Here is a 23,007-nt window from a genome sequence, read left to right as displayed (position 1 = left end):
TTCCCTGTTCCCTGTTCCCTGTTCCCTGTTCCCTGTTCCCTATCTCCTTTTTATCTTTCCTTTACAAACAGTCTTTAATATTAAATTGAAATGACTGTATATTGAAAAGAAAGATAAAGTAATTAATCTCATAATTCTGTGCAACTTCATATAAGATCAATATAAAAAGCTGATATAGCAATTATAAATAGGTTGTGACAAATCAAAAAGTGATAAAAAAACTGAAACTCCCGCCTGTTGCCTGTTGCCTGTTGCCTGTTGCCTGTTGCCTGTTGCCTAAAAGCGGTAAGATTTTTATACACAAATATACAGGGGATTGCTATAGTTGACTGCTAATAGCTGAATGCTTACAAAATAACAATCCTAAATCTTTTTCGACTTACTAATTTTCTTCAGGGTAGAAGCTCGACTTGCCAACCTGATTAATTTATAAGGAGATGTACGACTACCAACAGTAATTCGAGAAATGCGGAACTGATTTTTCAAATAATTCACTCTCAGAAAATTATCATCATAAATAAACCCAGTCAAATGATATTTAGGTAACTTTCTCTCGACTCTTTTATTAATTGCACCGAAGGGATACGCAATATGAGCAGCAACAATTTTATTTCTGTCTAAATCATTAGTACATTTCCTCAACGCCAACTTAGCAAAATACAGTTCTACATCTAATTCTTTAGAGTCGATTTTAGTTAAATTTTTATGAGTAAATCCATGAGACTGAATATCATAAAAATCTTTTTGATATCCTTCTCTTAAATCCTTACAACTAAGATGTGGTAAATCTTTCCCATTATCAAATCCCAAACTTTTAGGATTAACAAACAATACAAACTTTACCTTCTCAGCATATTTTTTCTCCATCCGTTCCAATATTGGAATTCCATTTTTATGCACTCCCTTATAGCCATCATCAAAAGTCAGCATTACAGGTTTTTGACCCATATGCTCAGTCGGTATAGGCTGAGATTTATTAATAAAATAGATAAACAAATCCTGAGAGGATAAAAACCAGTAATTTTTCTGTACTAAATAGTCTATAAACTTCTCTAAATCCTGTTTAGTATAATCCATATCCGACAAACGACGATATGGAGGTAAATCAGCTTTATTCTGTAAATCAATAATGTCATGGAAACCAAAAATTGGAATTTTTACACTAGGAGATTTAACAGTTGCAGCAGTTAAACCTAAAGTTACAATAAATATTATTGAAAGGTATACAAATTTACCTACCCACTGACCTAAAAACTTAATCAAAAAAAAATCTTTGTACAATGGTAGAATAATTGGTTTGAACTTCTCTATTATAGAGAAGAGGAGTTGAGTAGCCTTCGTACTAAGTACCCAAATCAAATTTTGAATCCATTTTTGATTAATCATATCTCTTCCTATATTCAATCCAAAACCTATAAATTCTGGACAGGTAGAGACGATAATATCACTATTTTCCTGATGAATCTGAAAAATTAGATAATCTTTAGTCTAATGATTTTGTACCGTTGATTTTTCCTGAGGATAAGTTTCTACTTAAAGCTATAATTTGACCCTTTATTCAAAACCTACCCTTGAGTGATTCCCATCTCTCCGTATCTAAAAAGTTAGATTACTTTGCTGAATTGATTTAATATTAGCTGGAATTTAACTATATATTAAGATATAGATTTGTGTAATATCTGTATTATGATAGGTTAAGAATAGTTAAGCAGATGTACAATAGGAGGTGAGTCCCATGTTTAAGCAACAGAATCACAACCTCAAGGTTGTTAAACTAACAGAAGGAATTTTGGTCCGTACTCAACTCAAAAGTACTTATATTCCTGCACTGCGTTCTGGATTTGCAGGATACCCAGTTAATCCTCGTTGGAGTGGGGTAAAATATTCAGCTTGGAAGACAGGAAGACAATGGCGACAAGCTTTGGTAAATGGAGAAATGGTAGTGCGTTCCACTGACTCAATATTGGTGTCTGTCAATCAAGTTCCAGACTCAGAAGAAGAGTCTTATACTGTAAAGTGGGGCTACCAAAATTCATTCTTAGATAACTTACTTAAGCGACAACAATTGACAGTTTAACTGTTTTGTGCAGTTATGTTATATAGAATAACTAATTTAATGGTTTCGTAACAATCTACTCCAATCTTTCCAAGAATACCTTTTACCCCCAGAAACGAGAAAAAGTCTCTGCGGGGTAATATTATTTCGGTTGGACACTTATTATTTAGGGGAGTAGGGTCGTAGGGGAGAAATTGAAATACATCTGTTTAATTTCTTCTCGGTGGGATAGCACTACGCGCAAGTTAGAAGTCAGAAGTAATCTCTGTCTATTAACTAATTATTTGAACTTAATATAATATGATAGCGATTATTACTCAGCTATCAGCAGTTAGTTTTTTTGTAATTACAGCACTTTGGGCGAATAGTGAGGTAAAGTTTTAATCTTAATCTCTTTTCGCGATTTCCTGCTCCCTACTGTCCCAGAATCTGGTACCTCATCAACTTAGAAACTGCTGTAAGGCTTATATAATCTCCGCGTAATAGCGTCATAAAAAAAACTTTCTCATACTTTTCTCCTTTTTTCTTGCCCTTCTTCCCGCTCCTGACTCCTGACTGCTTCCTAATTATTGATAATTGTTTGACCGGACATGATGTTATATAAGATTTCTCAAGTTAGTGAAATACACTTGTTTTTCTTATTTTCTCTTTCCTGTTATCTGTTCAAGTCTTCCCTACCTCCAGCGTAAATTAAATTAATTTTACACAGGTACTAATGTCTACTCAAAATATTCATAATCTCACTGTTTCTCAAGCTGAAAAAATTCTCCATCAATTTACTTGTAAAGATATGAAATTAGTGGAATCACAAGAGGAAAAAGCTCTCACCCGTGCTGCAATCTTGTTATTGGCAAATTTGTCTGACCATCAAATGTTAGGAATTTGTGCGGATTCAACTACGGAAGCTTTATATACTTTAGGAAGCTATTTAGAAGCTTTAGGATATAATACAACTCTGATAAATGAGTCTAATTTTAACTCTATTGAAGGGTCTGTTTATCTGAAATTTAATGGTATGAAAGAGTCATATATTATGGAATCCTATACTGGCAAATATCGAGGCGTATTAGTCTCTTGTCAATCTGCTGAAGCGACAGGAATTAATGGAACTTATGGTCATTTACCACTAGATTTATTTACTTAAAATTAAGGTTATTTTTATGTTAATTAAGTATATGAATTAGCTGGGAAACCAAGCTATTAAATAAGGGAAACAAAAAAGTGCTGTGACTGATATAGCAATCCCAAATAGGTTGTAATATTACAGCACTTTACGGGGATGATGAGGTATAGTTGAAGAGTAATCTCTCTTCCCTATTTACTAAAGTGATAAAACTTTGTACCTCACTAAATCCGAAACTGCTATAAATCCGGTAGTATCGGTATAAATAAAGTATATTAAAGTATATTATTCCGGGTTTGTATGAGATGCCCTACCATACTTACACCTGTCTCTCATAAACCCGGTTTCTTATAACACTTCCATTGCAAGCGAATTTGATATGAAAACTTTTATAAAAGTTAATTTTAACTGAAAGCCTTTGAAATTATGACTCCTGATTCCTAACTTATAACTACTACTAAAATATTACAAATGAGGTTAATAACTTGCGTTCCAAAGCTACTAATTATGCTTCAATCTGACAAACACAGCAGTTAGGGATACACTCGCCAGATCGCACTTGTGGCCGAATTCCCCATCGGTCACCGCTAGCCTGGTCAAGCAATGTTATACCTCTGTTACCGCTGACAACCAAGGCGACATAAGTACCAAAAGCGTTCACAAGATTTTCTTGTAGACATTTGGAGATACTCCCTCAGTAGATAACCTTCTACTTTGCATTGTTAACAAAGGTAGCAAAAAAAAAGACGAGCCACTCGCAAAGAAATCAGGAAAGCACTGAAAAAACAACTGAAATATGTTGGTAAAAATTTAACCACTATAGAGCTGCTAATAGAGAAAGATGCCAGTCTATAAAGTCTGAGTAATAGACTTTATAAAACGTTGTTGGTAGTGAGTGAAGTATATCGTCAGCAACAATAGATGTGGGAGCAAAAAAAAGTGCGAATAGATGACAGAATAGTAAGTTTAAATCAACACCATGTACGTCCAATAGTGAGAGGAAGAAGCGGTCAAAAATACAGAATTTGGAGCCAAACTATCTGCGAGTTGTATAGATGGATATATATTTTTACACCGGATAAGTTGGGATAATTACAATGAATCAGGAGACTTAATAGCTCAAGTAGAAGCATTTAAAAACTACACAGGTCATTACCCAGAGTCAGTTCATGCAGACCAAATTTACACAACAGCTCGAAAACCGAAAATTATGTACTGAAAGAGGGATTAGAATCAGCGGTCCTCCCATGCGTTGACCACTAAAAAATATTGATCAAAAACAGAAGAAACAAGCTCAAGAGCGATGAAAGATTACGGAATAATATTGAGGATAAATTTGGTCAAGCAAAAAGAGGATTAAACTTGGAGAAAGTGATGGCTAAACTTCCTGAAACTTCCGCAACTGCTATCGCAATTACTTTCTTAGTAATCAACATTTCTACCCTCTTGAAAGAAGCTTTTTCTCTTTTTTTGTACTTTTTTGGAGAAAAAACTGTTTTTGCGGTCTGTTTAATCATTTTAACTTATGGTTGAATAAATAATGATGATAATAAAAAATTATCATCAGTTTTTTTTGAATAACAAGTCAACGGTTTTCAGATTTTTTCAGTAAACCCTAATTAGTATAAAAAGAAAAAGGAATTGGAGTATTTTACCTCAATTCCTTTTCCAAATTAGGTATTATTGTGCTAATTCAGGCTCTTTCTCTACTGCTGTGTCTTCTTCAGGTAATCCGAGTATTGATTTGTACATTTTGATATACTCATAAGCTGATTTATCCCAGCTAAAGTTTTCTCTCATGCCACGTTTCTGCAATTCATACCATTGATCTTTGAACCGGAAACCTTCACAAGCTCGAACCATTCCAGTAAATAGGTCCAGTGGTTCGTAACGATCAAAACAATAGCCAGTACCAGCATTGTTAACTGGATCATGGAAAGAGACAGTATCAACTAACCCACCTGTGCGACGCACGATAGGCACACTACCATAACGCATTGCCAATAATTGACTAATACCACAAGGCTCAAACCTACTGGGCATTAAGAAGGCATCGGTACCTGCATATATTCGTCGGGAAAGGGCATCATTATATAAAAGCTGGACGCTCATCCGACCAGGGTAACGAGTTGCTATCTGCCACATTTGAGTTTCATAGAAGCGATCGCCAGTACCCAACAGAATAAACTGACTATCAGTATAAGCCATAAACCGATCTAAGACTTGCAGCATTAAATCAAGTCCTTTTTGCTCCACCAGTCGGGAAACCATTCCTACTAAGAAGGTGTTTTTGTTAACTTCAAAACCTACCTCTTCTTGAAGAGCAACTTTATTGGCAACCCGTTTTTCCAAGGTATCGACATTATAAGTTTGAGCAATATATCTGTCATTAGCTGGATTATAAAAGTTCATATCGATACCATTGAGGATGCCCTCTAGTTTCCCGCTCACAAAAGACATTAAACCATCCAGGCGTTCACCATAAGCAGGAGTTTGGATCTGACCAGCATAGGTGGGAGAAACAGTAGTTACCCGATCGGCAAACTGAACTGCTGCTGCCATTGTATTATGCCCTTCCATGTACCAGGGACACCAAGTAATTCTTTCCAAGTACCAGCGCCAAGGTCCTTGATAAGCTAGGTTATGAATAGTAAATACGGTTTTAATATCTGGAGTTTCGTGCATCCAAACTGGAATCATGCCAGCGTGCCAGTCATTACAATGAATGATGTCTGGTTTCCAGCCATTCCAGCAAAACTCAGCCGCCCCATTGGCAAATAGAGTGAACCTCCAGTCCTCATCATCTCCATAGTAGATACGACGTGGCCAAAAAGTAGGATGACCAAATAGGTACAATGGCACGTCACTTTTTGGTAGTACCGTCTCATAAATCTTGAAGCTTTGATACATGGCAGTTCCCTCCCATATGGGTTCTTCTGGAACTTCCATCTTGTCGCCTAAGAAGCCATAATAAGGCATGAATATACGGACATCGTGACCCATTGCTCGTAACACTTTGGGTAAGGCACCGACTACATCTGCCATGCCACCAACTTTCGCTAAAGGAGTCACTTCAGCAGCCACAAATAAAATTCGCATAATTTTTTAATTTGCCTTCCCTTTTTGATTCTCAATATCGTCATCATACCTGTATGGGCGCACCTATTTGACTATTAATTAAGGAATCATGAAGTCAGAAGTCAATCTTATCTTAAAATTCAAAAAAAAATTTTTGTTTTTCCTCAAATTTGGCTGGACTAACAAAACCTAAAAAGCTTCGGGAGGAAGTTAGCCAGCTCGTTTTAACGGCTGGTTGAATAACGACACGCAGGTAATAAAGCGGGGTGAAGTTCTGCTATAATAGAGGAATAAGGAACAAGGTTTGTCGCCATTATCTCTAGCTAGTACGCTGAAATTCCGGTGGACTTTCTCACGGGGAATTGATTTCCTACGACGGCTGAAAGCAAGTAGGCAGCTAGAGCAACGAGAAGATTGCTCCAACACCGCCGAGTAAAACCACTCGTGAAAGCTATTCAAAAAAAGTAAGCTAACAGCTAGATAATAGTCTATGCCAAGAAGCCTAGAAGTCTGCCCTTCAGGCTTGAAGCAAATGTGGATTTATGAGGGGCTGTGTGCGGAATTTACTTCCGCACTTTAAACGCCCCGTCCCATTTGCGGTGGGTTAACCGCAGAATCCAGGGTGTTTCAACCCCTGGAGATGTCAAAAATAAATTCAGCTCTTAGCAGTCAGCTAGCCTCTTACAGAGTAACTGCGTTATCAGCAATTAATAATTGATAATTACTGCTAAGGTTAATAGAGCGTATAGGAGCAGAACCTCTGAGACTTTACTTTTATTTTTGCTTATTCCCTGTTGCCATTAATGCCCAAAAGACGATAAATGTATGGTATGGGAATTTAGAGTTGTTGACATCCTCCCCGCCGTAAAACGGACGGGGATTCCTACCGAGCTGTATGTAGCTCCTCGGTGGGTTGACGTCTCATTGGCTGCTGCTAACAGATGCGCTAGTCTTATGCTTGCCTCCACGTCCGTTTTTTGGTGGTGGTGCATAGTAATGGTAAAGGAAGCACCCGGAGTTTAGGGAGATGGGGAGATGGGGAGATGGGGAGTATCGGAGATCGGGGGATGGGGAGATGGGGAGTGTCGGAGAAATTAAAAAATATATATCCTCACCATTACCATGCAGGACTACCCGTTTTTTTTCTCCGTTTTGCTTCGCGACATGAAAAGCGTTAGCGTTAACGTTAGCGAAGCTCCTCTGTAAGAGGCAGCTCCTCTGTAAGAGGCAGCTCCTCTGTAAGAGGCAGGAGACATACCCAAGGAGCGACAAGTCTATTTATTGCTGCATTTTCATCACGGTCATGTTTAGCACCACAGTTGAGACATTCCCATTCTCTGACTGAAAGGTATAATTTTCAACCTTTGAATCCATAACATGAGCAAGTTTGAGATGTTGCTTCCCAACGACTAATCACTCTAAAATTACGACCGTATTTTTCAGCTTTCCCCTCTAAGAAGGTTCTAAATTCTCTCCATCCTAAATCTGATAGAGCTAGGGATAATTTACGGTCTCTTGGTGCGCGTTCCGCAAGCGAGCTGTCGTCGTCGCGGGGTCGCACCGCTTTTTTACCATTCCAGAAACCTTCAAATCTTCTAAAACAATTGTTTGGTTTTCACGAATTATTTCAGTGGATAATTTATGCAGAAAATCAGTTCTTGTGTCCTTTAGCCTGGCCTGAAATTTAGCTACTCTAACCCGTGCTTTTTCATACTTTTTAGAATCCTTAGTTTTCTTAGATAATGATTTGCTTAACTGGCGATACTTCTTAACCCGTTTTTTGAGTGGTTTGGGTGCATCAATTTTTTGACCATGTAGAGACGTTGGATGCAACGTCCCTACTTAGCAAAAGTTTTGATATCTAAATCTATACCCACTGAATTATCAGTTTTGGGTAAGATTTCCGGATTAATTTTTACTACAAAACTAAGGAAATATCCATTAGCCGAATCTTGAATTACTGTTACTGATGATGGAGCAGTAGGTAATTCCCTTGACCAAATTATTTTTAGCTTTTCAATCTTGGCGTTGCTAGGAACTTTATGTTGATATACTTTAAATCCTCTCAAAGTAAACCTAGCAGTTTGTTTTGATTTCCTGCTTTTAAATTTTGGTGGTTTAATAGCTTGACCTTTTCTATGGCCTTTTGTCGAACTGAAAAAGTTTTGGTAGGGGCGAATGACCATTTGTCCCTACGGTTTAAATCATTAGACATCTCCAGAAAAGAGGGAACAGGGAACACTTAACTGGGAACAGGGGGGAGTAATTGATAATTTATGGATAAGAATTGATTTTATTTTTCATTTTTGGAGATGTCTATTTAATGATTGCTGTAATGGTACAATTCAAACTTCACTTAACCACTTTCTATATTCAGTCTTTTTAGCTTGAGTAATAAAGAGTTTTTGTAGCTCAGAATTAGTGGGCTTTTTTTCTCTAAGAGTGTACTTTTACTGACAGCAAGCTAGACTATCATTCCAAACAACTCGAACACAACCAAATAGTTGGGCTAATCGTTTTTTTTGTTGCCGTGTTCGATAGATACGGTACTTAAATCTAGCTTTCATAATCTGAATTTTTAACTAACATCTATTATAACATATTTATTGGAAAAAACTCAAAATTAGTCCTAGAAGAGCGAGGGTTCAGATCCAATTTTTCGGTAAAAGATTTAATTAATTTTCATATTTATGATTTTTATTCCTTTCGACAACAATTGCGTCTTTTACCCCAAAAATTTAGTTAAATCAAATTCTATCTCTGGCTGAGGTTTTTGATATCTCTCAGAAATTAAAACTAATAAAAGCCGTTCTGAATAATTTACCGCACCCCTTAATTCATCTTGTAAGATTTCCAATCCTCCATTAGCATACTCTTCAAATATTTTAATCCGATTTTCTTCTATTTCTTCATTGGTTTGGGAGAGAATTTTTGTATCTCTTGTGTCGGCGATCGCGATTAATTTAATAATACTGTCATATCCCCTAGACCAAAATACCTCAATATTAATCGGACCTGGTTCTCTTGGAGAAATTTCTGTCAGTGGAACTCGCTTTTTTTTCTTAATAGCTAAAGATGCAGCAAATACCATCACATCTGCATAGGTTTTAAAGGGACCTGTTTTTCCTTCTGATTCGGTTAAAGCTTTGACTAAATCTGCTTTATCTTTGGCAATTCTAATTCTGTTCATAACTAAAAAAATCAATGTTTATTCCCAAATATAGCAGTCATATTTTGAGAATAAAGAAAATATATTTGACAAAGGAAAAGCTTAAATCGCCTGGAGAAAATTGGTAAGGATAATATTCTCAAACAAAGGAATTGGGGAGAGGGTGGATAGTTCTTAGTTTCGGACTTTTAACTGGAAAACTATAAGAATAAAAATAAGTATACCCGATCAAGGGTGAGAAATCCTATATTACTTACAGTGTAAGGATTCAAAGAAATTACGTCGATTCCCTAAAAATGGCTGGAACCCTTGATAGTTAAAGATTTATACCTTTTTGGTGTTAAAGCCTCTATCTGTATATATTTGAGACTGTTTTGTGGTTTTGTTTTGTTTAAGTCCTACTCGGTATATTAGTTGGTATATTTTTTCTCAACTATATTTTTAATATTTCCTATTTACTGGTATTTTCTTCTGTCCATAACAACATAGTTTGATTCTCAAAATCTCCTTTACTTGCTCGCTTTTTGTCTTGTTCTAACCTGACTTGATTATAAGAAATGCCATAACTTTTGAGTAAAGCATCTACTACTTCTAATAAATCTGCTATTTCTATTACTAAATCATGGTTATTAGCTGTTGCAGCTTCTTGAGCTTCTTCAATAAGTTTCTGTCGTAATTCTTGCCGATATTCTATTTCTGAAAGATTTACAGCTTGGCATTCTAGACCATTTTTACGGATAATTGCTGGGATGTGATCGCGGACTAATTTATTATATTCTTTACGCATAATTGTATTTCCTGATTAACTAATTTTTGTCTCTTGATTTAACTCATATCAACTATAGTAATCCTATTTAAGTTGTCATATTTTGGTGGCAGTTAGGAGTTAGGAGTTAGAACTCAGTCCTCAGGTAGGGGAGCCGTCGGATTGGTAACGTACATAATTTTCAAGGTTTTTAGTTCAAATTAACTATTATCAAAATTGTCACAACCAATGTGCGGATTGTTATAAAATATATAAAATATATACCAACTGCTACAAATATACTTAATCTCAAATATTGTTTTATGATTTATGTTTAACTATAGTCATTTTTTTTTGTTTCTTAAAATCAATAATTTCATTAGTTATTGACGATATTTGTGTAATTTTTTTGACTATTAGAATAATTTTTCAAGTTAATTAAATTATTTTTAGCTAAGTAGGTGACTTGATAAGATAATTCACAAACATTTTTACCTGTCCTGGGATTACTCAATATTTTAGACATATAGCAATATGATTTGAGTTGTGAGATATTGGAGACTTTTAGGGAACACTTAACACTTAACACTTAACACTTAACACTTAACTGGGAAGAAGAAAATGTATCTTATTCATAAGATAACTGCTATATTCTATCCTTTTAAGCAACACCTCAATTCTCACATCTGATTCCTGATTGCTATATATATAGTAATCATATTTAAGTTGTAAGATTTTAGTGGTAATTAGGAGTCAGAACTCAGGAGTCAGAATATAAAAGGATTTTGATTTACTTAATTGTTCTTAAATATCTCATAAATCATTCCTGATTGCTATATACCTACTTATATCTTGGCTTACCTAAGACCAATCAAGGGAATATTTGTCTAGCTTATTGGTAATCCCATAACTTAATTTTTAAGTTGTACTTTCCTAATTTTGGTTGAATATAGCGATTCTCCGATCAAATAGTATAAACTAGAAGAAGAGTAATTACTCATAAATCAATTTTGCCTTTGATTAAATTACTCAAATTGCTAAATCTAATCTGGTAATTAAAGTTAATATATCCTAGTATTATTAGGTAGGAAAAATTTAACTAAAAATAACTGTAGCAAGTAAATTATTCCAAACTATAGGTGAACTTTGTACTGGTTTTATGACCAAACCCCTACTAATATCATTTCTCAAAAACTTACATTTTATTGAGTAGGGGAGTAGGGGAGTAGGGGAAAAGTAAAAAGATGAAGAATTAACACGCTCCTGGTTAATAATTATTAAAAAGGTTCCATGCATCCTTTTTAATCACTGAATAATTTAAGTTTCACCTAAGTATAGAATTAATGGATGGTAATTGGTATAAGTCCTCTTCTTCAAAATTAACTTTATTTATGACCAGGTACTTACAATGACTAAAAATCTTATAAAATATCTACAAAATGTAGGAATAATTTTATCTTTATTTATGCTAATTTTTAGCCTAAATTCCTGTATAATCAACACTGAGATAGTTGCAAATTCAGATATAATTTACCAATATAGAATTATCCATAATCCTGAGGGAATTGGGAAATTTTATCTGGGTCGAGAAATTGCTAAAGTAATGGGGCATGAAGGTGCTGGATGGTTAGAAAGACCCAGTAGAAATTATCAAGAAAAACCTCAAAATGCTATTGATAATCTTGACTTAAAACCTACAGATGTTGTTGCAGATATTGGTGCTGGTACTGGCTATTTTACTTTTAGAATTAGTCCTTTAGTTCCAGAGGGAAAGGTACTGGCAATAGATATACAGCCGGAGATGTTAGAGTTAATTAATTTTGTTAATAATAAGGAAAATATTACTAATATTGAGACAATTTTAGGTGATGTGGATAATCCAAATATACCGCCATCTAGTGTTGATATTGCTTTGTTAGTTGATGCTTATCACGAATTTGAATATCCACGAGAAATAATGTTAGGAATAGTCGAGGGATTGAAACCTGGTGGGCGAGTAGTTTTATTGGAATATCGGAGTGAAAATCCAATGATTATGATTAAGGGTTTACATAAGATGAGTGAAAAACAGGTTAAAAAAGAAATGAAAGCTGTGGGTTTGGTTTGGCAAGATACTAGAAATTTTTTACCACAACAGCATTTTTTAGTGTTTAAAAAGCCTGACATTTCTTCGTGAAACTATAGTATTGATTATTTGTAGTCTTATCTCAGGATTATACAATGGAAAATTGTTACAGAAAACTTTATTTAAAGATGGCAACCATAAGTTTTTTTATTCTCTCTAAATTTTTTCCTAATCCGACCAATCTAAAGACCATTTTTTCTGGGGTAATTTAGTAGTTGGGATATTGTTATGGGCAGTTTTTCTTTGAATATTTATTGATTGAGCAACCCAACTTCTAACCATACTTAAACTTGGTAAGTGTTGCACCAGTTGTTTTTGATGATTAACCTTCATCATCTGAGAGTGAAGTGTTTCAGGAAACCGATCTTTTAATTCTGAAATTGTATCTATTCCCAGGGCTGATAATAGAGAAAAATATTCTCTCTTTATACCTTTAATTTGTAATAAACCAGCCAGATTAACCCACTTAATAATCAGGTTTTTTTCTATACCAGTGGTTTTTTCTAATTCTTCTATTCCTGCGAGAGACGAACATTTTTCTAATAGTTCTTCAATATTAGTAATACCTGCTCCTACTAACTTTTCAGAATAGACAGAATTAATATCTTCAATATCTTGAATATTATGTACCATTGTTATCTCCTATATGGGTTTAGCTTTGCAAGATTAAACTTCTCAAGTTTGCCGACCAATATTATTTTATAGCAATCCTAAATTGCTTGTGACAATTTTTATAATAGTTAATTTGAACTGAAAACCTTGAAAATTCTGCACGTCGCCCTACCTGACTCTTGAGTTCTGACTCCTAACTGCCACCAAAATATTACAACTTAAATAAGATTGCTATATATTACTCTTATTGATCAAACTTAGCTTATATAGTAATTTCCTCAATCTCAATCCTAATTTATCCTCCAAATACAATCAATGAGGAACTTTGTTGGCGGTATCTTTACCTTAGCAATACTGACAGCTGAATCCTGAGAAAATAAATTTATTCAAAAGTATTTTTCATGCCAAAGCATAAATGATTGATAAATTCTATAATGGTTCTTATATTAATAAGTTATACCATTTCTAAAAAGTCTTGCTACATCTCCTTGAGAGTAGGGAGTAGGGAGTAGGGAGTAGGGATTAGGGTGAAAAGATATAAGATATTTTGATTTAATGCCGATAATCTTTACAAACATTACTGAAGCAGTATTATTACTTAATAACTGAAGTTTCATCTGAAGTATAGCATTAATGCATGGGAATTGGTATTAGAGTATTTTTTATTTTCTCTTTTCCCTCTTGCCTGTTGCATGTTCCCCATTTAGATCGACTAAGGTTTAAACTATTTAAACTTTGCTTTTGAAATTCTGCATTTTATTTAATCCTCAATCCTTAATATTAATCGCTCTTCCCTGTTTCTTAATGTCATAATTAATTGCATTAACTAGCTTGAGTATCTAGATGAAAGAAATAAATAATCTAAGAGCTAATTATTATAATATAAGTAATTAAAAATTATCAGAATCTACCTCAAGCAATTCTGTATATTCAAACTCATTTGGGCTACGTTTTACCAAAGCATAAGATTCACCACCTAACTCAATAGCATCTTCCTCACAATCTGGTTTTGGAGAATTATAAGAAAGCACATATTCCCTGCCAATATGATCGGTCATTTCTTCAGCAACTTCACCTCGCCATTGAGTCTTAGTTACCAAAACAACTAATTGATTTGCTAATTGAGGAATTGTTTTGGCAATTTGTCGCCGATAAATCTCATCTAAACTCCCAAAAGGAGAATCCATTACGATAGGAAAAGTACTACTATCCGGACCCATTAAAGTATTTTTTTGACTCCATTCTCTTACCTGATCGATAATACTACCAATAAATGCCAAACTGAGGATTTGATTCTCTCCTGTAGAAGCAGCAACTAAAGAATTTTCTCCCCCAGTATTTTCCACTAAAGTTAACTCATAATTTTCATTTAGCTGAGGAATATAAGGAGTAAAAGAAATTTCCGAAAATAACTCTTGTACCCGCCTTTCCAAAGAAACTCTAAACTGTTTTTCCAAACGTAATCGTACTTCATTTAGTCTCTCAATAGCATCCTGAGTAGCAGCAATTCGTCTTTGACATAAAACTTGTCTTAACTCATTCATCGTTTGGCGATCGAGTTGTTTATCTAAGACCTTAATTTCTTTATACAAAGTTTCTAACTGTAGACTATTTGAACCAGTTTCTCGGTTTAAATCTCCTACCTTAATTTCAATTTCATCTAACCTTTTTTGTAACTTCTGAATATCCTCATCTGGATAACTGCGTAATTTTTTTTGAACTACCTCCAATTCATTTTCAACCCGTGAAAGCTGATAACGTAATTGTTCTATATTTCCTTGCTGTCTATCAACTTCCTCCCAAAAATATATCACTTGCTTATCCACTTCATCCATTTGTACAGTCATTCTAATTGCAGTTTCTTCAACATCAGCAACCTCTACTTTTTTCATCCATTTCTCTACTAATTTTCTCGCGGTGGAATCTGTGGTTAATTCAGTTCCACAAATACAACGCTGTTCTTCTAATAACTGTTGAATAAACTGCCGATTAATTCCTGTAAGTAACTCTCCTTTTTCTTTTAAATGACCAAATAATTCTCGGAATTCTGCTATTGCTTCTGATAAGAAAACCATATAACCACGAGTTGATATAGCTCTTTTTAACCCCTCATTTGCTTGTACTATTTGTTCTTTTATCGCTTCAATCTGAACCTTTAATTTATCTCTTTGTTGAGGCAATCCTTCTGCACCTTTAAAATCCAATAAACGACTACTAATTTCTTTTTTAAATTCTCTATGATGTTGTAATTCTCGTTCTATTTCTTTTTGGCGTTTTGATAATTTATTAATTTCCTGTTCAATTTTATTTTTTTCCTTCAAGAACTTTTTAGTCTCAGGATTACCAATCAATCTCAAATCACTTTCCAGGGATTTTTTAGCTTCCCCTAAATGTCTAACAGAACGATTTAATACTTCAATTCCCAATAATTCTTTAGTCGCTTCAGCAATTTCACTTTTCTGATTATCTCGAACAATATATTCAATTCTTTCCCCGTCAAAAAAGAAATATCGATGTAAACTTTCTGGCAAAATTCTACCAATAATATCATCAGGATGTTCTGGTGGTGGAGACCAACGTCCGTCATCTCCAGCTATCTGCATATATAGCTCACTTTTGCCATGTTCAATTTGATTTTGTTCGTTTCTATAAGCTCGACATAAACGTTTTGCTTGGTAACGTTTATTATCGTGTTCAAATATAATTTCTATCCAACAAGCTATAGCTTGACCAAGTTTTGCTTCTGTAATTGCCCGTTTATTTACTAATTGAGTTTCTGCCGCAAAAGCTGCACTAAATTTCTCATAAAGTACCCAGGTAAAAGCATTCATTATGGTTGTTTTACCTGAACCATTATTGCCATGAATAATTGTTGTATTCTGCTTCCCTGATGCCAAAATTATTTCTGGAGTTTTGCCGTAAAACTGACGAAAGTTACACAGGATAATTGAAATTAATTTCATTGCACCGCTTCTTTAATAATTTTGAGAATATCATCGTTAATTCGAGGAGTTTTTTTATAAAGTCTGTCTTTTTCTAGTTGCAAAACTCGCCCAATAATTTGTTTTACTTCTGAGGGTGCGGTAGTAATTGGTTCTTGAATATCATTGAGTTTACTTTGAGTTTTAGAATTATATTTTGAATGCTTTTCTGAAAAAATAGTAGATATTTCTTTGATTACTTTGTCTGAGTATTTTGAAGTCATTTTAATTGAATAAGGGAGTAGGGAGTAGGGAAGAAGGAGTAAATTTTGAAAAAAATAAGGAAATGATAGAAATAGCTGTCTAAAATCAATTATATAGCACTACGGATTTAGGTTAGGACACTGCTAAACGCTAAAACTTACCCTTAAGTTTTGAGTTCTAACTTGCGCGTAGTGTTATACGAGTCAGAAGTGGAATAGAGACAATACAGCAAAAAGATTGAACAATTCTCCCTTACTTCCCTACTTTTAAGATTAGGATCGGATTTTTCATATCATCAAATCTTTCCATCTATCTCTCCTAAGTGGAAAATCACCCACATTTTCATTTTCTCAAGCTCCTGAAAAAAATCGCGCCTCAAAGGATTTTCGGTTGCATCCTCATAATTTTTGTGATACTATAAAACTTGGATAGAGTCGTTCGCCTATATGTATGATTTTTTATTCAACTAAATTTTATTACTCATAGAGAATTACTCTTATGCAGGAATTTTTCCCAGGAGCAATATCAGAAAGATATTCATCTTGTAGAGTTTTCCACAAATACTTGTTTTTCCCTAGACATCTCCAATCATCAAAAATCAAATCAATCATACTACTCTGATTCAATTTTTTCTTCCTGCTCCCTGCTCCATCTTTTCTGAAAATATCTCCTCATCAAATCTTTCTATCTATCTCTCCTAAGTGGAAAATCACCAACATTTTCATTTTCTCAAGCTTCTAAAAAAACGTCCCTCAAAGGATTTTCGGTTGCATCCTCATAATTTTTGTGATACTATAAAACTTAGCAGGACTCGTTCGCCTATGCGCATGACTATTTATTCAACTAAATTTTATTACTCATAGAGAATCACTCTGATGCAGGAATTTTTCCCAGGAGCAATACCAGAAAAAAGTTTATCTTGTATAGTTTCCTATAAATACTTGCTTTTCCCTTATCAAATCTTTCCATCCATCCCTCTTCAACATAAAACCACAAACATTTTAATTCTCCCTTATTCCTTTGAATCAAATATCTAATAATCCATATCTTTTTTGAATGTTTAATAATTTCACCCTAGCTTCTCCAGCATTGTCTGCTAAATCGGCAAATTCTAAGAACCTTTTTAACTCCTTTCTAAGTAAATTTCGTTCTACTTCTAAACTACTTCTACCCATATCTGGAGGCAAAACAATCATATCAAATAAAGTTGCCCTTTCCTTACTAGGATGAGGTCGTAAAATTCTGCCTCTCCTCTGAATAAACTGTCGAGGATTTCGACTACTTGCCAAAATAACTGCATTTTTAATTGCTGGAATATCTACCCCTTCATCTAAACAATGAATTGCGACTAAACCTTGCAATTCTCCACTTTCAAATTGTTGTCTTAATTTCTCTCTTTTTTTCATCGGAGTTTCAGCAGTATAAGTATTAACTCTATAACCTAATTCATAACCTAATACTTTCACCACTGCCTCCATTTGTCGTAAATCTGAAATATTTTCTGTTTCTACCAATCCATCTCCACAATAAAATAAAGTATGAGTTGTTTGTAAACGATTTGCCATTAAATTTTTTAATGCAGTTAATTTATTTTTGGCTGAAGCAATTAATCGAGAACGCTGCACTAATAAAGTTTTTAAATCTTCTTTTTCTATTTCCACATTCTCTTTTTCTGATAACAATAACGCCCAAGCAATTTTCCCGGTTAATTTGGCATAATTTCGACTTTCCTCTTCAGTCAATTCTACTAAAATTGGATAATAAAGATAACGAGCTAAAGCACCTTGTTGAATTGCATCAGCTAAAGTTAGTTCTGGCTGCAATACTTGACCAAAATAATCTAAAATTGCCGTAGTTCCTTGGTCGTCAAAATATCTTTCTGGAGTAGCAGATAAAGCAAGTCTTAAACCAATATTTATTGGTAAACTTTTCTCCAATTTTGGCGAACCTAAATGATGAGCTTCATCCCCAATAATCAAAGTTTTTTCGGGAAAATATTTAAGCTGAGATTGAAAACTATCTGAGATAAAAGTGGAGTTAGTAGTAATAACAGAAATAAATTTTTGATGACCAGAATGAATATTATAAAGAGTAGTAGAAAATTGATTTTGCCAAATATTTACATTCTCAAAAGCTAGAATTGGTTGGAGAGAAAATTTTTCACATTCCCTTCCCCATTGAGTTACTAAATGACGATAAGGACAAACAACAATTAATACTTGTAAACCAATTTTTTGATAAAGTTCAGTAGCGATCGCTAAAGCAGTAATTGTTTTACCAGTACCAGTTGCCATTTTTAAAATTCCCCTACCTCGATTAGCAAACCAATTATTAACAGCTTGTTGTTGATAGAGTCGTAGTTTTAAATTAGATGGTATTTTAGGAATGCCTAAATTTTCTACTAATATATTCACTGTTTTAGGGAGTAGATGGATAATGGATAATGGATAATAAATAGGGGCTTCCGCAGAAACACTATATCTCCTAGGGGTAAATGGCATTTGCCCCTATAGATAGTGTATTATCTACAAGTTTGCGTAAGTCCTGTGGATAATGAAAACTACAGCCCTTTCCATTTTTATAAGGTACACTAATTGCAGGCAAGATGCCCGCACTACAATGTTTTTACTATTTACCTCGTATATCATTTGCCCGAAATCTGCTGTATCTAGAAATTATCAATTAGTAAAGAGGATTGAATCAGGTATAGAAATCTGATTTATTTTGTCTTATAGCAGTTTTATTTAAGATGCGGAAAGCGAGTATTCTTAAAAAGGGAATAGCTATGGAGGCAATGGGCAATGGTAAAGAATAAAAATCCATATTAAATTGTGAAAAACACAAGGTAATAGTTACTCAATACAGCTTTTTTTGATTATAAAAAACTGAGTTTAGATTTACATCTCATTTGAAAAATATATAGTCAATTGGATATGCGAAACGACCGCTTTTTGTCCTTCAAAGGAGAGGCTTTAAACATCTAGGGATTAATTATCTATCATTTTTATAATAGACATCTCCAACAATAAAAATTAAAATCAATTTTTATCCAGAAATTATCAATTATTTTTCCCTATTCCCTATTTCCTATTTTATTATATTCTTCCCTGTTCACTATTCCCTATTCCCTATCCCCTATTTTATTATGACTAAAACCGGATTATTTGTCGGATTAATTACCTTAGATTTAATTTATCTCACACCAACTTATCCTGATAAAAATCAAAAAATTGTTGCTAATAATTATGCTGTTACTGCCGGAGGTCCTGCCACAAATGCAGCGGTAACATTTAGCTACTTTAATAATCAAACAACTCTTCTCTGTGGGTTAGGAAATCATCCGATAACTCATCTAATTAAAGCAGATTTAGAAAAGCACAATGTCACAATCCAAGACTTAGATAAAAATCGTTCTGAACCACCTCCAGTTTCATCAATTATTACTACTCAAGATACAGGCGATCGCGCGGTTATTTCTATTAATGCTGTTAAATCTCAAATCTCTAAAGAACTTATTTCGCCAGATATTATTAATAATGTTGATATTGTTTTAATTGACGGTCATCAAATGGCAGCAAGTCTAGAAATTGCTCAACTTGCTAAGTCAAAAAATATTCCTATTGTTATAGATGGAGGTAGTTGGAAATCTGGATTTGAGGAAATTTTACCTTTTGTTGATTATGCTATTTGTTCGGCTAATTTTTATCCTCCTAATTGTGAAAGTCAAGAGGAAGTTTTTGCCTATTTAGCAAATCAAAATATTCCACATATTGCTATTACTCAAGGAGAAAAACCTATCAAATATTTGAGTAAAGGTAAGTTTGGTAATGTGGAAGTTCCGAAAATTAATGCTGTTGATACTTTAGGTGCTGGTGATATTTTTCATGGTGCATTTTGTCACTATATTTTTAATGGGGAATTTACAGAAGCATTAGCAAATGCTGCTAATATTGCTGCTTATTCTTGTCAATATTTTGGAACTAGAAATTTGTTCGTAGTAGGGCTTTAGCCCGATTTATCTTACGGCTCAAACACTACTACGAACTTTAACTATAACTATTCATTTTTATCAATATTTCGGAAGTATAAATTTGTTCGTAGTAGGGCTTGAGCCAGATTTATCTTACCGCCCAAACCCTACTACAAGCTCTAACTATAACTATAACCATTCATTCTTATCAATATTTCGGAAGTATAAATTTGTTCGTAGTAGGGCTTGAGCCAGATTTATCTTACCGCCCAAACCCTACTACAAGCTCTAACTATAACTATAACCATTCATTCTTATCAATATTTCGGAAGTATAAATTTGTTCGTAGTAGGGCTTGAGACAGATTTATCTTACCGCCCAAACCCTACTACGAGATTTAATTATAACTATTCATTCTTATCAATATTTCGGAACTAGACAGTGAATAATCAGTTATAGCGAATTTTATCTCAGTAAGGTATACTATTTGTGGGTAAAATATTCGGACAATAAGTAATAAACAAGTTTTTATTTATAGTATTCTTCTATGAATAAAATAAATCGGGCTAAAGCCCTACTACGAACTTTAATATAATATTAATTAAAATTTGGAAAACTCTATATTACAAATTCAGAAACTCAAATTAATCATTTTTATTTAAACAAATAAGGAAATTATTCGATTAATAACTTAAAGGAATATCTGACAGCAATTCAAACACTATTAGAGAATAGTGATTTTTGGCAAAAGGTTGCTATTGCTATTATCTCTGGTTTTTCAGTAGCGCTATTTAATTATTTATTCTCAAACAAGCAACGCCAAGACCAAGCTATGGAGCTTTACCTATACAAAAAATACATTAAGTATTTTATAGTTCAAAAAAGATATAGATCAGAAAAATATTAGTATCCTTTATGGTAAAAATTATGAGCTTGCAAATTTGTATCTCATCTCTTGCGATATTTAAAATACTGGTAGAAAGGTAGTTAAAAATCAAGAAATTACTTTTGAGTTTATTTCTACAAACGTTGGAATTTTAGAACAATTTTTTGAGCCACCTTTGAATGATAATTTAATGGGTATAGACGAAATTGACATAGAGGATATTAAACAAGGTGAAGTAAAAAAAAGGTATTTAATCAGAGAAATTTTACCGAAATTTCAAGTAGGATTTCGATTTTTGTCGGGAAGACGAACTCAGGAATACGAAGTACCAAAATTATTTGTTACAAATCAAGATAGTACCGTTGAACTTAATCGAAAAGAAGATAAAGGAGAGAGAGATGAAATTTCTAGAATTATGAACTTTGTCACCTTCTTGATTTTGTTTTTTACTCTTCCACAAATCCTGGAATTGATTCCTTTGTCCGGTGACATTCTGGCTTTTTTAGCAAAATTAGTTATATTTGTAATTATCGTTCTAGATATAGGTACTTTTTCTAAAAAAATTGCAGAGCTTCTAATACTACCTTTTCAAAGGAATAACACTCAAACAGCTAAGTACAATGTAAATGTTTCAAAAATAGAGGATTCAAGTGTATCAATTGGAGAGATGATTAAGACTTCTTATAAGCAAGAGCGAGAAACAGACGAAAAATAGCACAATAATTTTGATAATTTGATTTGGGTATTGATGCTAAAATCTACTATCAATACAATCTCATATTCTTGCTTGTTAATTTTTCATTCCCTAAAAAAAATTGACAGAGTTTCTTAGCTATACCCTTACTTTACTTCTTCCTTCTTAAATTATGATAAATTCCACTCTCATAAATCAAAATATCTCTTTAGAAGACTTCACAAAAAATCCTCCTGAAAAAATGGAATGGATAGACGGCAAATTAATAGAAAAAAACGGCGCGACATTAAGACATGGAAAAGTTCAATTGAAGCTCGGTTGTTATTGGGATAACTATAAAAATGCCAGTCAACAAGGTGGAAAAGTTTATACAAATGTACCTTGTCGTACTAATAAACAAGGGCGATCGCCTGACGTTGCTTATCTGACTCCTGAGTTAGTTTCAGAATATGGAAATTATCCTACTTTGCCTCAAAGTTTTCCTTTAAGTGCAGAAATTATTTCCCCTACAGATTTAGCTAAAAATGTCTTGTTAAAAGCTCAGGAATATTTAGAGTCTGGTGGCGAAGAAGTTTGGTTAGTTTTTCCTGAAAGTAAATGGATAATAATAGTTACTGAAAATCAAGGTTTAATGTTTACTTCTGGTCAAATTGTTACTACTCAAAAAGTTTTAATAGGTTTTAGTGTGGCAGTAGATGATTTATTAGCTTGAGAATTAATTACATTTTTTTCTGAAGTAGTAGGGTGGCTAAATATTATCAAGCATCTGATACAAATAAAATTAATTTTGAAGGAGAATAGTTAAAAGTTAGGATTCAGAATGATGTGGGAAAATTAACTTGCTTTAGTCTTGTTTGTCTTGAATTTTATATATCTCAGTATCTAGGAATATATCGAGTTAATTTTGGAGGTAAGGAATTAGGAATAAACAGTTATAAATAAGAATTATGTGGAAAAAATTAGTTACTATGGTCTAGTCTTGCTTGAATTTAATTTTGTTTACCTACTCTAGACATTCCTATAACTTTCCTATCTGTATCAAAGACAAAAATATTCCCAAATACCATTCCCTTTTACCCAGACAAAAATTTCTCCTATCTCTGGCAAAAACGCCTCTAGTCGTACTCTGAAATTTCTACAAAATATTCATGGTTTGCCCTACTACTATTCTGACAAATTTCCTATCTGTATCAAAGACAAAAATTTTCCCAAAGACTATTCCCTTTTACCCAGACAAAAAATCTCCCCCATCTCTAGAACAACCTCCTTTAGTCGTACTCTGAAATTTCTACAAAATATTCATGGCTTGCCTACTACTATTCTGACAAATTTCCTATCTGTATCAAAGACAAAAATTTTCCCAA

18 protein-coding genes and 2 pseudogenes are annotated in these 23,007 nt (G+C 33.7%); 7 read left to right on the top strand and 13 right to left on the bottom strand.

What is annotated here, in order from left to right; all coding sequences use genetic code 11:
• Window positions 1–363: 363 nt before the first annotated feature.
• Window positions 364–1,386 (bottom strand): polysaccharide deacetylase family protein, encoded by a 1,023-nt coding sequence (locus ACP6PM_RS35465; protein ID WP_426591562.1) that lies wholly within the window; start codon window positions 1,384–1,386, stop codon window positions 364–366.
• 349 nt (window positions 1,387–1,735) lie between these two features.
• On the opposite strand from ACP6PM_RS35465, the gene ACP6PM_RS35460 reads away from it, so the two are divergent.
• The 3 genes and pseudogenes from ACP6PM_RS35460 to ACP6PM_RS35450 form a co-directional block, all read left to right on the top strand.
• Window positions 1,736–2,077, top strand: a complete 342-nt coding sequence (locus ACP6PM_RS35460; RefSeq protein WP_426591561.1) for a hypothetical protein — start codon at window positions 1,736–1,738, stop codon at window positions 2,075–2,077.
• A gap of 694 nt (window positions 2,078–2,771) precedes the next feature.
• Window positions 2,772–3,200, top strand: a complete 429-nt coding sequence (locus ACP6PM_RS35455) for a DUF1824 family protein (RefSeq protein WP_426591560.1) — start codon at window positions 2,772–2,774, stop codon at window positions 3,198–3,200.
• 717 nt (window positions 3,201–3,917) lie between these two features.
• Window positions 3,918–4,712: pseudogene (locus ACP6PM_RS35450) on the top strand (transposase); the annotation flags it as partial.
• 147 nt (window positions 4,713–4,859) lie between these two features.
• Here the strand turns inward: ACP6PM_RS35450 and glgA are convergent.
• From glgA to ACP6PM_RS35415, 7 genes and pseudogenes are all read right to left on the bottom strand, one after another.
• Complete coding sequence (gene glgA, locus ACP6PM_RS35445) at window positions 4,860–6,278, bottom strand: glycogen synthase GlgA (RefSeq protein ID WP_426591559.1); 1,419 nt, start codon at window positions 6,276–6,278, stop codon at window positions 4,860–4,862.
• A gap of 1,165 nt (window positions 6,279–7,443) precedes the next feature.
• Window positions 7,444–7,674 (bottom strand): annotated as a pseudogene (locus tag ACP6PM_RS35440) (zinc ribbon domain-containing protein).
• A gap of 77 nt (window positions 7,675–7,751) precedes the next feature.
• On the bottom strand, window positions 7,752–8,090 hold the full coding sequence (locus ACP6PM_RS35435) for a transposase (RefSeq protein ID WP_426591558.1): 339 nt from the start codon (window positions 8,088–8,090) through the stop codon (window positions 7,752–7,754).
• Window positions 8,091–8,095: 5 nt separating this feature from the next.
• Window positions 8,096–8,443 carry a hypothetical protein gene (locus ACP6PM_RS35430; RefSeq protein WP_426591557.1) on the bottom strand — a complete coding sequence of 116 codons (348 nt, stop codon included), beginning with the start codon at window positions 8,441–8,443 and terminating at the stop codon, window positions 8,096–8,098.
• A gap of 264 nt (window positions 8,444–8,707) precedes the next feature.
• The gene (locus tag ACP6PM_RS35425) at window positions 8,708–8,824 is read right to left on the bottom strand and encodes a helix-turn-helix domain-containing protein (RefSeq protein WP_426591556.1); all 117 of its coding nucleotides are present in this window, start codon (window positions 8,822–8,824) and stop codon (window positions 8,708–8,710) included.
• Window positions 8,825–8,982: 158 nt separating this feature from the next.
• On the bottom strand, window positions 8,983–9,447 hold the full coding sequence (locus ACP6PM_RS35420) for a DNA phosphorothioation-associated protein 4 (RefSeq protein ID WP_293099913.1): 465 nt from the start codon (window positions 9,445–9,447) through the stop codon (window positions 8,983–8,985).
• 430 nt (window positions 9,448–9,877) lie between these two features.
• Entirely contained in the window at window positions 9,878–10,213 is a 336-nt protein-coding gene (locus ACP6PM_RS35415) for a nucleoside triphosphate pyrophosphohydrolase (RefSeq protein WP_426591555.1), read from the bottom strand.
• A 1,366-nt stretch (window positions 10,214–11,579) separates the two neighbouring features.
• Between ACP6PM_RS35415 and ACP6PM_RS35410 the strand changes: the two genes are divergently transcribed.
• Window positions 11,580–12,347, top strand: coding sequence for a class I SAM-dependent methyltransferase (locus tag ACP6PM_RS35410; protein WP_426591554.1), 768 nt, complete (start codon window positions 11,580–11,582; stop codon window positions 12,345–12,347).
• Between the two features lie 117 nt (window positions 12,348–12,464).
• On the opposite strand, the gene ACP6PM_RS35405 is transcribed toward ACP6PM_RS35410, so the two are convergent.
• From ACP6PM_RS35405 to ACP6PM_RS35385, 5 genes are all read right to left on the bottom strand, one after another.
• On the bottom strand, window positions 12,465–12,929 hold the full coding sequence (locus ACP6PM_RS35405; RefSeq protein ID WP_426591553.1) for a DUF4332 domain-containing protein: 465 nt from the start codon (window positions 12,927–12,929) through the stop codon (window positions 12,465–12,467).
• A gap of 869 nt (window positions 12,930–13,798) precedes the next feature.
• Entirely contained in the window at window positions 13,799–15,871 is a 2,073-nt protein-coding gene (locus tag ACP6PM_RS35400; RefSeq protein ID WP_426591551.1) for an AAA family ATPase, read from the bottom strand.
• The gene (locus ACP6PM_RS35395; RefSeq protein ID WP_426591550.1) at window positions 15,868–16,113 is read right to left on the bottom strand and encodes a hypothetical protein; all 246 of its coding nucleotides are present in this window, start codon (window positions 16,111–16,113) and stop codon (window positions 15,868–15,870) included. Before ACP6PM_RS35395 ends, ACP6PM_RS35400 begins: the two co-directional genes overlap by 4 nt.
• A 456-nt stretch (window positions 16,114–16,569) precedes the next feature.
• Entirely contained in the window at window positions 16,570–16,719 is a 150-nt protein-coding gene (locus ACP6PM_RS35390; RefSeq protein WP_426591549.1) for a hypothetical protein, read from the bottom strand.
• A gap of 399 nt (window positions 16,720–17,118) precedes the next feature.
• Window positions 17,119–18,507, bottom strand: a complete 1,389-nt coding sequence (locus ACP6PM_RS35385) for a DNA phosphorothioation system restriction enzyme (protein ID WP_426591548.1) — start codon at window positions 18,505–18,507, stop codon at window positions 17,119–17,121.
• Window positions 18,508–19,238: 731 nt separating this feature from the next.
• Between ACP6PM_RS35385 and ACP6PM_RS35380 the strand changes: the two genes are divergently transcribed.
• From ACP6PM_RS35380 to ACP6PM_RS35370, 3 genes are all read left to right on the top strand, one after another.
• Window positions 19,239–20,102, top strand: coding sequence for a sugar kinase (locus ACP6PM_RS35380; RefSeq protein WP_426591547.1), 864 nt, complete (start codon window positions 19,239–19,241; stop codon window positions 20,100–20,102).
• Window positions 20,103–21,124: 1,022 nt separating this feature from the next.
• On the top strand, window positions 21,125–21,664 hold the full coding sequence (locus ACP6PM_RS35375) for a hypothetical protein (protein WP_426591546.1): 540 nt from the start codon (window positions 21,125–21,127) through the stop codon (window positions 21,662–21,664).
• A gap of 151 nt (window positions 21,665–21,815) precedes the next feature.
• A complete protein-coding gene (locus ACP6PM_RS35370) occupies window positions 21,816–22,355 on the top strand; it encodes a Uma2 family endonuclease (protein ID WP_426591545.1) in 540 nt (179 codons plus the stop codon).
• Window positions 22,356–23,007: the final 652 nt, after the last annotated feature.

This window comes from Dapis brunnea BLCC-M229 (assembly GCF_050015995.1).
Classification (GTDB): Bacteria; Cyanobacteriota; Cyanobacteriia; order Cyanobacteriales; family Microcoleaceae; genus Trichodesmium.
The sequence above is the reverse complement of the archived record's forward strand: the minus strand, read 5'-3'. Positions and strand labels throughout refer to the sequence as shown.